Source organism: Pontibacter sp. GD13 (assembly GCF_058216355.1).
This window is the reverse complement of the sequence record NZ_JBYZMQ010000005.1, coordinates 53,049-66,244: the sequence shown is the minus strand read 5'-3', so window position 1 is coordinate 66,244 and position 13,196 is coordinate 53,049. Positions and strand designations below refer to the sequence as shown.

Below are 13,196 nucleotides of genomic sequence, written 5' to 3'. Positions count from 1 at the left end.
GCTTAGTAAAGGATGCGGAACTTGATGGTATGCGGAATCTGCCTTAAATCGCCGATTACCTGTTTATCATAGGCTTTGTCGATGTCGGTGATCACGTAGCCTACCTGTTCGTTTGTTTTCAGGTATTGCCCCAGAATATTTACCTGGTTTCGGGCCAGGGCATGGTTGATGCTTGCCAATACACCGGGCACATTCTCGTGGATGTGGATAAGCCGGTGCGCCTCTTTTAGTGCTGGTAACTGAATGTTCGGGAAATTCACGCTCTGGTAGGTGTTTCCTGTGTTGATATACTCCATGATCCGGCTGGGCACAAAGTGCGCGATATTCTCCTGCGCCTCGGCTGTACTGCCACCAATGTGAGGTGTCAGGATAACGTTGGGGAGGCCGCGCAGATCGCTCACAAACGGCTCCGTATTATTGGCCGGCTCATGCGGGAACACGTCCACTGCCGCGCCACCAAGCTTGCCGGATCTTAATGCGGCAACCAGCGCGGGTATTTCTACCACGTGCCCCCGGCTTAAATTCAGGAAAAGTGCTCCCGGCTTCATATCGGCAAAAGTCTCTTCCCCGAATATCCCGTTGTTGCTGGCCCGTCCGTCCACGTGCAGCGTCACAATGTCGGCCACTTCCAGTAGCTGCTGCAGGGTATCACACTTGCGGGCATTGCCCAGTTGCTGCTTTTCCACCACATCGTAGTAATACACCTGCATGCCCATGGCCTCGGCCAGCACCGAAAGCTGCGATCCGATGTTGCCGTAGCCCACAATGCCCAGCTTCTTGTCGCGCACCTCCACGCTTCCACTCGCCGACTTATCCCAGTTGCCCTGGTGCATCTGGGTGCTTTTATCCACTACTTTCCGGGAGAGCATGATGATTTCGCCCAAAGCAAGCTCTACCACACTCCGCGTGTTGCTGAAAGGAGCGTTAAAAACCGTGATGCCTGCCTTCAGGCAAGCGTCCAGGTCTATCTGGTTGGTGCCGATGCAGAACGCGCCAATGCTCATCAGGCGGTTTGCCTGCGCCAGCACATTGGCGGTTACCTGCGTTTTAGAGCGTATACCCAGCACCGATACATCCTTGATACGCTCACAGAGTTCCTCCTCGCTTAAAGCGCCCGAAATAGTTTCCAGCTGGTAACCTTCCCGTCGAAATAGCTCACTGGCCTTTGGGTGCACGTTTTCCAGCAACAATACCTTGATGCGGTTCTTGGGGTACGAGATGGCCATGGGCAGCTTGTTCTGATACAGGAATTCATCAAGGCTGGGGGCGATGTGCTCGGCTTTTTCCACCACTTTATCGCGGGCGATGTTCTCAGTGAAAGCATAGAACTTATTGGCCATTCCGGCTTCCTTTATCTCATAGTCGGTGTAGCCGTCGCCTACCACATACACATCGCCTTGCAAACCCAATTGGTCCAGTAGCTTTATCTTTCCTTTGTCCTGGCTGAGCACGTTCGTCTCGTCAAAGCCCACAATATTGCCCTGCGCATCAAACCGGAACGAGTTGGCGTACACATTCTCCTCCTTGATGCCATAGGGGCACACGATAGGGATAATAAACTCCTTGAAACCGCTCGAAACGATCAGGATCTGGTCAGCAAACTGGGAGAAAAACGCTTTGTTGCGTTTAACGGACTGCGATACTTTCTCCTGTAGCACCGTGATCAGTTGCTGCAGGTGTTTCCTGTTGGCCTGCAGCAAGGCAAGCCGTTTCTCCAGCCCCTCGGCGAACGAGCTGTCGCCCTCCATGGCGCTGTTGGTCAGGTCTCTGATCTGTTGCAGGATCTCTTCCTTGTCCGCTTTTTGCTGCAGAGAGATCTCGCCCAGTTCATCCAGTGCCTCCACTTTGGTAAAGGTGCTGTCGAAGTCAAGTATAAAATATTTGTCTTTGTTCATAAGATTGGGCAGCTGTTCATTGATACTACGGAAGCTTTTGGCTACAGGAAATAAACAGTGCCTATAAAAAAATCCGGCCTTTGTAAAAAGAACCGGATCTCTAAGTATGATTTGTGCTACAGCCGACTGGCTAAAGCAGAGCTAATTGCTCATTTATGGTCCGTTGGTAGAGTTCCTCGTAGGCCGGAACAATCTTGCTGATGTCAAAATCTTTGGCCCGCGCCAGGGCATTAGCCTTGAAGCGGGGCAGGTTCTCATCGTCTAAAACTTTCAGGGCATTCTGCACCATTTCGTCTACGGCTCCCACCGGGCTTGTAAATCCTGTAACGCCATCAATGTTGAGCTCCGGAATGCCGCCGGCATTCGAGGAGATCACAGGCACTTCGCAGGCCATGGCTTCCAGGGCTGCCAGGCCGAAGCTTTCCTTCTCGGAGGGCATCAGGAACAGGTCGGCGATGGAGAGCACTTCTTCCACGGCATCCAGTTTGCCTAAAAACCGCACATCGTTGCATATCTGTAACTCGCGGCAGAATTTTTCCATTTTCGGACGTTCCGGGCCATCTCCCACCAAAAGCAACTTGCTGGGCATGTGCTCGCGCACCTTGGCAAAGATGCGGATCACGTCCTCCACGCGCTTCACGGTTCTGAAGTTGGAGGTATGCACCAGCAGCTTTTCGTCGTTGGGGCTGATGGCCAACCGGAAATGATCCTTCTTCTGTCGCCTGAATTTCTCGAGGTTTATAAAGTTCGGGATAACCTGGATGTCTTTCTCTATCTGGAAGTAGTCGTAGGTTTCGGCCCGCAGGCTGTCAGACACGGCGGTAACGCCATCAGACTGGTTGATGCTGAACGTGACCACGGGCTCGAAGGAGGCATCTTTCCCTACCAGCGTAATATCAGTGCCGTGCAAGGTGGTGATGATGGGAATGTTGATGCCCTTGGTGCGAAGGATCTGCTTTGCCATGTAAGCCGCCGAGGCATGCGGGATGGCATAATGCACGTGCAGGACATCCAGCTTTTCAAACTGCACAATGTCTACCATCTTACTGGCCAGCGCCAGCTCGTAAGGCGGATACTGGAAAAGCGGGTAGGTGGGGATGTAAACTTCGTGGTAAAAAAGGTTCTCGCTAAAAAGGTCGAGGCGTGCCGGCTGGCTGTAGGTGATAAAGTGCACCTTATGGCCCTTGATGGCGAGCGCCTTGCCCAGCTCGGTGGCTACCACACCGCTGCCGCCAAAGGTAGGATAACAAACTATACCGATTCTCATAGTTTTGAATGCTGTGTAAATAACAAGTGCAGCCCATTAAAGTGGCTGCACCTGCTAAACTACGTAATATCTTTTATGTTTTGGGAATAATTGCTTTATAAATCACATCGTGTATACGCGTGCGGATGTTATACTTTACAAGCTTGTTATTGCCGCCGTCAGGGTATACTCTGTTAGACAGAAAGATATAGATCAGTTTGTTCTCAGGGTCTACCCAGGCGCCTGTGCCGGTAAAGCCCGTATGGCCAAAGGTACTGGCAGGCGCCATGCCCGAAGTGGGCCCGCCGCCGTCGGTTTCAGGTTTGTCCCAGCCCAGGCCACGGCGGTTGCCGGTAAATTGCTTTTTAGAAAACTCCGTCACCACATTGGTGTTAAAATAATCGTGGCCGCCGTATTTGCCGTTCTGTAAGTTCATTTGCAGCAGCACAGCCAGGTCGTTTGCGTTTGAGAAAAGGCCTGCATGCCCGGCTACCCCACCCAGCATGGCGGCGCCCTGGTCGTGTACACTGCCCCAGATCAGGTTATGGCGGAAATACTTGTCCTCCTCTGTCGGGGCAATCAGCTCCCGCGGCAGTTTCAGCAAAGGCTTGTACGTCATGGAGGCCAGGCCAAGCGGGGCATAGAAATTCTGATCCATAAACTCATCCAGCGGCTGGTTCAACAATCTTTCCGCCACGCGCTTGAGCACGTAAAAGTCCAGGTCGCTGTACTTGTACTCGTAGCCTTTACCGTCTTTTCGGGCAGGCAGCAGCCTGGACTTCACAGTCCAGTTCCAGAGGGAGTCCTCCATGCTTTTAATAGAGTAGAAGCCCGGTATCACCTCATTAGGGTAGGCATCTGTTTGGCGACTGGCATAGTATAGCTTCTGCGTCTCAACTGACTTTAAAGTATTCTGCCAGGCGGGTATGCCTGCCAGCAATCCGGCCTGGTGCGTCAGCACATCGCGTATCACGATGTTCGCTTTGTTAGAGCCCCGCAGTTCGGGCAGGTACGTAGATACCTTGGCGTCCAGGTTCAGCTTGCCTTGGTCCTTTAGGAACATGATGGCCTGCAGGGTGGCGGCAACTTTGGTGATGGAGGCAATGTCGTAAACCGTGTTGCCGGTAACGGGCTTTGTCTTATCATAGGTATAATACCCATAAGACTTGTTAAAGACCACAGTACCGTCCTTCACCACCATTACCTGCGCCCCGGGGGTTGCAGCGTAGGCAATGGCTTCCAGGGCAATGTTATCGATCTGCTCCATTACCGCAGAGCTCATTCCCACACTTTCGGGCACGCCGTATTTTAGGCGGCCCAGCGCCGGCGTGGCTACCCCGGTGCCGGCCTTAAGTTTGGCAGAGGCAGTTACGGGCAGCTTGCCCTTCGCCGAACGGGCACCGAACATCACCTGCGGCACAAGCGACTGAGCCACCGGGTGGTCCTCAAACCCACATACCAGCGTATTGCTGGTTTCGAAAAACTTTAAACTGTAGGCATTACCCATCACCACGACTACTACCTTTTTATTGGTGTGCTCCTGCAGGTATTTGATAAAGGCCCTGGTGCCCAGGCCAATGCCGAATTCCTTAGCTGGCGTCATGTTCATGTTGTGGATACTGACTACTACTACATCATTGTCCTTTAGTTTAGGGATGATTTTAGTGAAGGCCGAATCCGGTGCGAAACGATCAGAGATAGAAAACTTATTGATGGGGGCATAGAAACCCAGCGTTTCCTGAAACTTGTTAAACTCCGTTACCCCGATGGCCACCGAGGCGATGCTGAGCGTATCCAGGTTGCGGAAAGGCAGCAGATTATCCTTGTTCTGCACCACCGTGACGGCATGGTCGTAGAGTTGCTCCTGCACCACATGGCTCAAAGGCCGGTCTATCTCTTCCTGCAGGTTCTCCAGGGATACCAGTTTTGGGTTATTAAGGCCTGCCCAGTACTTGGTGTGCAATATTTTTCGCACATGCAAGTCTACCTCATCCTGTGTTATTTTTCCGGCTGCAATGGCACTTTTAATCTTGTTGATGGCTGTCGGTACATCCTCCGGGAAAAGAAGAATATCATTGCCGGCCTGCAACGCTAGTAGGTCTACTTCGCCGGGCTTATAGTAACGGCTGACGCCTTTCATGTTCAGGGCATCTGTAAACACCAGCCCTTTATACTTCATTTTCTCTTTAAGCAGGCCGGTAACCAGGGGTTTGGAGAGGGTGGTAGCCAGGTTACGGGTAGAGTCGATCTTGGGCATATACAGGTGCGCCACCATCACGCCCATCACGCCCGCCTCAAAGGATTTATTGAATGGGTATAACTCTACATCGGTCAGGCGTTTCATGCTGTGGGTAATCACGGGCAGCGACAGGTGAGAGTCCACGTCTGTATCGCCATGGCCCGGAAAATGCTTGGCGACAGCCACAATGCCATGGTCCTGTAAGCCCCGGATATAGGCCACGCCGCGGCGCGCCACCTCTTCTTTGGATTCACCGAAAGAGCGGTTCCCGATCACGGGATTAGCCGCATTCACATTAACATCCAGCACAGGGGAAAAACTAACGCTGACGCCCAGGCGTTTCATCTTAAGCGCTATCTCACGGCCCATCAGGTAAGTGAACTTGTCCTCGTCCATGGCGCCGAGCGTCATCTGGCGGGCAAACTGCATGCTGCTGTCCAGGCGCATGCCCAGGCCCCATTCGGCGTCCATGGCAATGAGCATGGGCACTTTGGCCTCGCTTTGGAAGCGGTTCGTGAGTTTTGCCTGTCGCACCGGGCCACCCTGCATGAACATGATGCCGCCCACGCCATAACGGCTCACCAGCGTGTCGATCTCGCGGAAATGCTTTTCGGTTTTGCCAGAGTAGGCGGCCACCATAAAAAGCTGCCCGATACGTTGCTCAGGAGTAAGAGACACCAGCACGCTGTCGACCCAGGTTTGCTCTTTCACGTTTACGATCAGCTGCTCCGATGATTTTAAAGACATCAGTGGCCCCATCCCGAGAAAGATAAGAATCAACAACCCTAAGCTAAAACTCTTCAACATCCTGTAGTAGTATTTTATAATTGGAACAAGTCAAAATTAAGCCTAATTTTGCAATAGGCGGCTGATAAAAACAGACTATATGCAAAGTAATGCCTTTAAAGCCGTCAGCTGATCGGAGAGAGGTGGAAACCTAAATGCCAGCCTGAAGCTGATGTGGCACCAAGAGTAGCAGTCTTATACTTGCTAACGCCATAAACCTCCTTGTAGATACAGACGACTGATGTTTTTTAAGACAACAGGTAAATGCCTGAATTGGCTAATTCCCCAACCTCTTTTTTGTATCGGTCTGTAAATTAATAATAAATTTAATTCTGAATAAGTTCTATTTTCACAATTTAGTGAATGCAAAAATTTGGCCGTGGTTTTAGAACAGGCTAATTTGGAGTAAATAGTTTAGTATATAAAATTAAAGGTGATTACAAGCGAATGCCCGACATTATACATTTACTGCCTGATTTCTTAGCGAACCAGATCGCGGCCGGCGAGGTGGTGCAGCGCCCAGCTTCGGTTGTAAAAGAACTGTTGGAGAATGCCATTGATGCAAAGGCAAATAGTATTCAGCTAATAATTAAGGAGGCAGGAAAACAGCTGGTACAGGTAGTGGACGATGGCATCGGCATGTCGGAAACGGATGCCCGGATGTGCTTTGAGCGCCATGCTACTTCTAAGATCAGTACCACCGAAGACCTGTTCCGAATCCGGACGATGGGCTTTAGGGGGGAGGCCATGGCCTCGATCGGGGCAGTGGCCCAGGTAGAGCTGAAAACCAAGCCCCGTGGGGCCGAGGCAGGCACCCGCATGTTGATCGAAGGCTCGGCAGTCGTGCTGCAGGAGCCCGCTGCCCTGCCCGATGGCTCCTCTATTGCCGTAAAGAACCTGTTTTACAATGTGCCCGCCCGCCGGAATTTCCTGAAAACGAACGCCGTGGAGATGCGCCATATCCTGGATGAGTTTCAGCGGATAGCCCTGGCCTACCCCGAAGTCGCTTTCAGCCTGCACCACAACGACCTGGAGGTTTTCAATTTGCCGGCCGCTAAACTAAGCCAGCGCATTGTGGGCATTTTCAGCAGCAACTACAAAGAGCAGATGGCCTACTGCGAAGAAGACACGGGCTTTCTGTTAGTGAAAGGATATATCGGGAAACCGGAGCACGCCAAAAAAACGCGTGGCGAGCAGTTCTTTTTCGTAAACAACCGCTTCGTGAAAAGCGGCTACCTGAACCATGCCGTGATCACGGCTTTTGAAGGGCTGCTGCCAAAAGACAACCACCCGTTTTACGTGCTCTTTATCGACATAGACCCTGAGAAGATCGATATCAACGTACACCCGACCAAGACAGAGATCAAGTTTGAAGACGAGAAAACCGTATACGCCATTGTGCATGCCGCCGTTAAAAAAGCGCTGGGAACCTACAACATTGCCCCTTCGCTAGATTTTGACGGGGATGTGAACTTTGCGCCGCTGCAACCCATCCGGGTACAGGGCGGCTACAATGAGTTTGATGACAAAGCCAGCCGGCCAGGCAGCGGAGGGAGCACCTCGTTCCCCGGGTTCACTCCTCCGGCCTCTACCACACGCAGGGCAACCTCCAGGGGTTGGGAGCAGCTCTACGAGCCCTTGCGCGGGCAAGGTGGGCAGTCCACCACAGCCTCGTCGGGTATGGGTTTGCTGGATGATGGCTTTCCCACGGACTCGCTGGCGATGGCGTCCTCGAACAAGGCGATACAGGTGCACCAGAAATACCTGTTGGTTCAGGTGAAGTCTGGCATGATGGTGATTGACCAGCAGGCCGCGCAGGAGCGCATTCTTTACGAGAAGTATGTTAGTTCGCTTCACAAGAAGACCGGTGCCTCGCAGGTGCTGCTTTTCCCGCAAACCGTTGATTTTTCGGCTGCGGATGCAGTGCTGGTAAGGGAGCTTTCGGCTGAGTTTAAAGACATCGGCTTCCAGTTCGAGGATTTCGGGGGCAACACCATCATCCTGAACGGCATACCCGCCGATGTGCAGGCGGCCAACGAGAAAGAGTTGCTGGAAGAACTGATAGAGCAATACAAAAACAATTCGGCCACGTTAAAGCTTGATAAAAGAGAAAACCTGGCCCGCGCCATGGCCAAGAGGCTTTCTTCACGATCACTGGCCCGCATGTCGGACCTGGAAATGAATTCGCTGGTAGATAAGTTGTTCGCCTGCCAGGTGCCGAACTATACACCGGGCGGCCAGAAAACATTGGTGATTATGGAGCTAAGCCAACTCCACGATCTTTTCCTGAAAGGGTAATTATTTTTCGTTTCAAAAAGAAAGAAATACATGTTCAACATCACCCCCATGGTCAGGAACCTGCTGATCATTAACGTGGTCATCTTTGTTCTCCAGGACAGGCTGATCCCTACCAGTCAGTTTGCCCTGTACCCCTTTGCTTCAGAATTTTTCCGGCCGATCCAGCTTTTTACGCACATGTTCCTGCATGGCGGTTGGGGGCACTTGTTCAGCAACATGTTCAGTCTGTTTATATTTGGCCCCTTGCTGGAGCGCTTCTGGGGGCCGCAGCGCCTGTTGGCTTTTTACCTGATCTGCGGTTTGGGGGCCAGTTTGCTGTATTCTGGCGTGCGCGCCTACGAGCTGAATAAAGTAGAAGAGGAGGCAGCCATCTACATGCAGCACCCAACGCCCATGGGTTTCTATAACTTTATGGAAGACCACTACGAGGGTCGGTATGAACGTAAGTTTGCCGTAGAGTATCGCCGCAATCCCAAAAGCCCCACCTATATAGAGGAGAGTAAAGAGGCGGTGAATTATGTGTACAAGCAACTCTTCAGCGTGCCTATGCTGGGGGCCTCCGGCGCCGTGTTTGCTATTCTGATGGCCTTTGGATTATTGTTCCCCAACATGGAGCTGATGCTGCTGTTCTTTCCGTTTCCCATCAAAGCAAAATACTTTGTGCTCCTGTACGGGGCCTTCGAATTGTACTCCGGATTTAACCGCGTGCCCGGCGATAACGTAGCACACTTTGCGCACCTTGGCGGTATGTTATTCGCGTATATACTCGTAAAGATGTGGCAAGGCAAAGACTTCCAGAATAATTTTTAGCGCAGCATGAGTATTATTGACGATATAAAATACGCTTTCCGGCAACCCAACAATACGCTCAAGCAACTGATCCTGATCAACGTGATCGTGTTTGTAGCCCTGATTATTGTACGGACGGTTCTTTTCCTGACAGGCGGTTCTGGCGCGTACAGCGTGCTGATGCGTTATGTGGCGCTGAACTCAGACCCTCTTATTTTTATCACGCGCCCCTGGACGCTGATCACCTACTTCTTTACCCACGAAGGCTTTCTGCACATTATCTTCAATATGCTGAACCTGTATTGGTTCGGGCAATTGTTAAGGGAATATTTAGGGGAGAAGAAACTGTTGAGTCTTTACCTGCTGGGTGGTATTGCGGGGGGTGCCCTGTACATGCTCAGCTATAATTTTATTCCATACTTTGCCGACCGCGCCGCACTCTCCTTCATGATCGGGGCATCGGCCAGTGTACTGGCGATCGTGGTGGCGGCTGCCACACTTTTACCGAACTATACTTTCAACCTGATTCTGATCGGTCCGATCCGCATCAAATACATCGCTGCGTTTCTGGTGCTGCTCTCTATTTCCGGCGCTGTAGGCGACAACGCCGGAGGCAACATTGCCCACTTAGGCGGCGCTATTATTGGCTGGCTGTTCATTAAGCAGTTGCAGCGCGGCAACGACATGGGCCGGCCACTGCACGCCGTTCTTGATTTCTTTGCCAACTTATTTAAGAGCAGGCCTAAACTAAAGGTAACGCACCGTAGCAAAACTCCAGCTGCCAATGGCACTGCCACCAAACCTGGATTCGGGGTAAATAACAAGCCTAGCCAGAATGAGATAGACCGTATCCTCGATAAGATATCCAGTTCTGGTTACGAAAGCCTTTCAAAGGAAGAAAAGCAGAAACTTTTCCAGGCAAGCCAGAAAGAGTAAGCCTTTGTCCCAATCTTGCCCTCATGTCAGTAAGCCAATCGGGCCGCCTCTGCCCGAAGCCTGGCTATGTACATGCAACGTATACGTTGCCATTTATATATAGTGGTAGCTCCATACCTGTAGTTTCCTGTGGCGGGAGCTGCTGCCTCTCTGAATCGTATGGCTTTAAAAACGAGTAATTTAACTTAAATTTCCTTCTGTTTAGTGTTCAAACAGTAGTGTGCGCACGCGCCTGCAGGGCTGTGCGAAAGGAACGTGTTGTTAAATTTAACGTAATCAACCTGCATGCATTCTAATGGATGCAGCAAAGTATAAGAGGGGCAATTCTACAGCATATATGGCATTAAGGATAAAGATACAAATTTGGTTAGCGCTGGTGCTTTCCTCGCTTATGGGCAGCCCAGGCGTGCTGGCCCAGGCACAGCAGGACAGCATAACGGTTGCCATAGCGCCGGAGTACGATGAGGTAACCAAGGCACACCGCTTCTGGTTCGGGGAGAACTACCGCGGGCTGTGGGCCACCCCCGTTAAAATGCGTGTCTTCAGGATAGGACAGGAAAAGGGGGGCATGCGGATAACGCAACGCGGAGGGGGTATGCAAACCAAATCGCTGCGGCTCGAAGACCCCACAGGCAAAGAATGGGTGCTAAGGACCATACAGAAAGACCCTGAGAAAGCCCTGCCAGAGAACCTGCGCCCCACCGTGGCAAAAGACATCGTGCAGGACCAGATCTCTGCTTCACACCCGTTTGCGTCTTTGGTGGTGCCCCCGCTCGCGCAGGCGCTGCAAATACCCCATGCCACTCCGGAGGTGGTTTACCTGCCCGACGATCCGGCCCTGGGCAAGTACCGCGAGGAGTTTGCCAATGCCGTGTACCTTTTTGAAGAACGTGAACCTATTAAAGTAGGCCTGGATACGGACAATACAGAAAAAGTGCTGCACGAGCTGGAGGAAGACAACGATAACCGCGTTAACCAAAGGGCTGTGCTGCGGGCAAGGCTGCTGGATATTGTGATCGGCGACTGGGACAGGCATGAGGACCAATGGCGCTGGCGCCAGCGCGACGATGCGGAAGGCAACAAGACATACGACCCCATCCCCCGTGACCGTGACCAGGTTTTTTTCACGAACAAAGGCGTGATCCCGAAAATAGGCTCTCAGAAATGGATCATCCCCAAGTTTCAGGGCTTCGACACCAAGATAAAGGATGTGGAGGGCTTTAACTTCAACGCCCGCTACTTCGACCGCTCCTTTTTAACGCACCTAAGCGAGGAAGACTGGCGTGAGGAGGTGCACTTTGTGCAACAACAACTCACCGATACATTAATTCAGCACGCGGTGCAGCGCATGCCCGCCTCCATTTACCAGCAGTCCGGCAAGGAGATCGTACACAAGCTCATCGCGCGGCGCAACGACCTGGAACACCAGGCCCTGAAGTATTACCGCTTTCTGGCAAAGAAGGTAGACATACCCGGCTCCGATAAGCATGAGGAATTTCACCTGACATACTTGTCCGGCGGCGCCATCGATCTCGAAGTTTACAAGATCAAGAAGGAAGGCACCCGTGATAAACTGATCATGCAGCGCACCTTTAGGCCCGAGATCACAAAAGAACTGCGCTTGTACGGCCGGGGCGACGAGGACCTGTTCACAGTAGAGGGCACCGGTCGGTCAGCGATCAAGGTGCGTTTGATAGGAGGGGGCAAGGCCGACACATTTCGGGTGGCCGAGGGGTTTCGGAATAGAAAGCGTTTGCTGCTCTACGACCGCAAAGACGAGGAGAACACCCTGCCTGCTGCTGGCCTGGCCAGGCGCAAGCTGGCCAACGATACACTCGTAAACAACTACAACGGGCGGAGCTTTAAATACGATGTGCTGATGCCGCTGGCTACGCTGGGTTATAACCTGGATGACGGTATATTGCTGGGCGTGGGCGTGGGGTATACCAAGCAAGGGTTTCGCAAGGATCCGTATGCTGCCAGCCACCGTTTGGTGGTAGGCCATGCCCTGGCAACCAGCGCCTTTTTTGGAAGCTACGAAGGCGATTTTCCGGGTCTGCTCGGTAAGTATGACCTGGCAGTGCAGCTGGATGCCCGCGCCCCGAACAACACCAGTAACTTTTTTGGGGTGGGCAACGGCACCGAGTATTTGAAAGAAGGAGATAGCCCCATCCAGTTTTACCGTACCCGTTACGATTTCACGGATGCTCGGGTAAAGGTGCAGCGCCTGCTGGCACCACGGCTTAAAGCCTATGTGGGGCTAACAGGGCAGTTTTTCAGCATGGAGCCAGAAGACAATCAAAACAGGTATATAAACCTGTACAGCGAGGCGAATCCGGGTATCCCGCTTTTCGAAACTAAGTATTATACGGGCCTGATCGGGGGCTTTACACTGGATACGCGTAACGAAAGCCTGATTCCTACCCGGGGCATGTACTGGAATGCAAATCTGCGCGGCACTACCCGGCTAAACGGAAGCCAGAACTATGGGCAGCTTGAATCAGAGGCAGGGTTTTTCACCAGGATTTCAGAAAACTTCGTTGTTGCAAACCGCATTGGGGGTGGGGCGACGGTTGGAGATCCGGCCTTTTTTCAGTTGCTCTACCTGGGCGGCACCAAAAACCTGCGCGGCTTTCGTAATTTCCGGTTCGCGGGCGAGCAGATGCTGTACCATAACATAGAGTTGCGCCTGAAACTGTTCGATTTCACCTCCTACTTGTTCCCGGGCACGGTGGGTCTGATCTGCTTTAACGATGTGGGCCGCGTTTGGGCCAGGGGCGGCCAGAAAGCAAGTGGCTGGCATGACGGCTTTGGGGGTGGCCTGTACGTAACGCCGGCTAAACTCATCCTCCTGAACGGGGTAGTAGGCTTTTCTGAGGATGGGGTGCTGCCTTATTTATCCGTGGGCTTCAGGTTTTAAAAAAACAGTGGTTTCCTGAAAAGGAAGTACAAAAAAGGCGGCGCTCCAGTACGAAGCGCCGCCTTTTTAATATAAAAAGCTGTTAGA

The 13,196-nt window shown here is 52.2% G+C and carries 7 protein-coding genes; 4 read left to right on the top strand and 3 right to left on the bottom strand.

The annotated features are described in order from the left end of the window. Positions 1-2: 2 nt before the first annotated feature. From serA to AC4BAN_RS09065, 3 genes are all read right to left on the bottom strand, one after another. Positions 3-1,895, bottom strand: coding sequence for a phosphoglycerate dehydrogenase (serA, locus tag AC4BAN_RS09075; RefSeq protein ID WP_490564081.1), 1,893 nt, complete (start codon positions 1,893-1,895; stop codon positions 3-5). A gap of 130 nt (positions 1,896-2,025) precedes the next feature. Beyond that, entirely contained in the window at positions 2,026-3,162 is a 1,137-nt protein-coding gene (gene bshA, locus AC4BAN_RS09070; RefSeq protein WP_490564080.1) for an N-acetyl-alpha-D-glucosaminyl L-malate synthase BshA, read from the bottom strand. 73 nt (positions 3,163-3,235) lie between these two features. Then, the gene (locus AC4BAN_RS09065) at positions 3,236-6,139 is read right to left on the bottom strand and encodes a serine hydrolase domain-containing protein (protein ID WP_490564079.1); all 2,904 of its coding nucleotides are present in this window, start codon (positions 6,137-6,139) and stop codon (positions 3,236-3,238) included. Positions 6,140-6,613: 474 nt separating this feature from the next. On the opposite strand from AC4BAN_RS09065, the gene mutL reads away from it, so the two are divergent. From mutL to AC4BAN_RS09045, 4 genes are all read left to right on the top strand, one after another. After that, a complete protein-coding gene (mutL, locus tag AC4BAN_RS09060; RefSeq protein ID WP_490564078.1) occupies positions 6,614-8,464 on the top strand; it encodes a DNA mismatch repair endonuclease MutL in 1,851 nt (616 codons plus the stop codon). Positions 8,465-8,494: 30 nt separating this feature from the next. Beyond that, positions 8,495-9,274: a rhomboid family intramembrane serine protease gene (locus tag AC4BAN_RS09055; protein WP_490564077.1), complete on the top strand. Its 780-nt coding sequence runs from the start codon at positions 8,495-8,497 to the stop codon at positions 9,272-9,274. A 6-nt stretch (positions 9,275-9,280) separates the two neighbouring features. After that, on the top strand, positions 9,281-10,189 hold the full coding sequence (locus AC4BAN_RS09050; RefSeq protein WP_490564076.1) for a rhomboid family intramembrane serine protease: 909 nt from the start codon (positions 9,281-9,283) through the stop codon (positions 10,187-10,189). Positions 10,190-10,526: 337 nt separating this feature from the next. Further along, entirely contained in the window at positions 10,527-13,109 is a 2,583-nt protein-coding gene (locus AC4BAN_RS09045) for a BamA/TamA family outer membrane protein (protein WP_490564075.1), read from the top strand. Positions 13,110-13,196 lie beyond the last annotated feature (87 nt).

What these genes read in the sequence shown, in the direction of transcription:
- AC4BAN_RS09055 (WP_490564077.1), top strand. Translation starts at nt 8,495, where the DNA reads ATGTTCAACATCACCCCCATGGTCAGGAACCTGCTGATCATTAACGTG.
- bshA (WP_490564080.1), bottom strand. Translation starts at nt 3,162, where the DNA reads ATGAGAATCGGTATAGTTTGTTATCCTACCTTTGGCGGCAGCGGTGTG.
- AC4BAN_RS09045 (WP_490564075.1), top strand. Translation starts at nt 10,527, where the DNA reads ATGGCATTAAGGATAAAGATACAAATTTGGTTAGCGCTGGTGCTTTCC.
- mutL (WP_490564078.1), top strand. Translation starts at nt 6,614, where the DNA reads ATGCCCGACATTATACATTTACTGCCTGATTTCTTAGCGAACCAGATC.
- serA (WP_490564081.1), bottom strand. Translation starts at nt 1,895, where the DNA reads ATGAACAAAGACAAATATTTTATACTTGACTTCGACAGCACCTTTACC.
- AC4BAN_RS09065 (WP_490564079.1), bottom strand. Translation starts at nt 6,139, where the DNA reads ATGGGGCCACTGATGTCTTTAAAATCATCGGAGCAGCTGATCGTAAAC.
- AC4BAN_RS09050 (WP_490564076.1), top strand. Translation starts at nt 9,281, where the DNA reads ATGAGTATTATTGACGATATAAAATACGCTTTCCGGCAACCCAACAAT.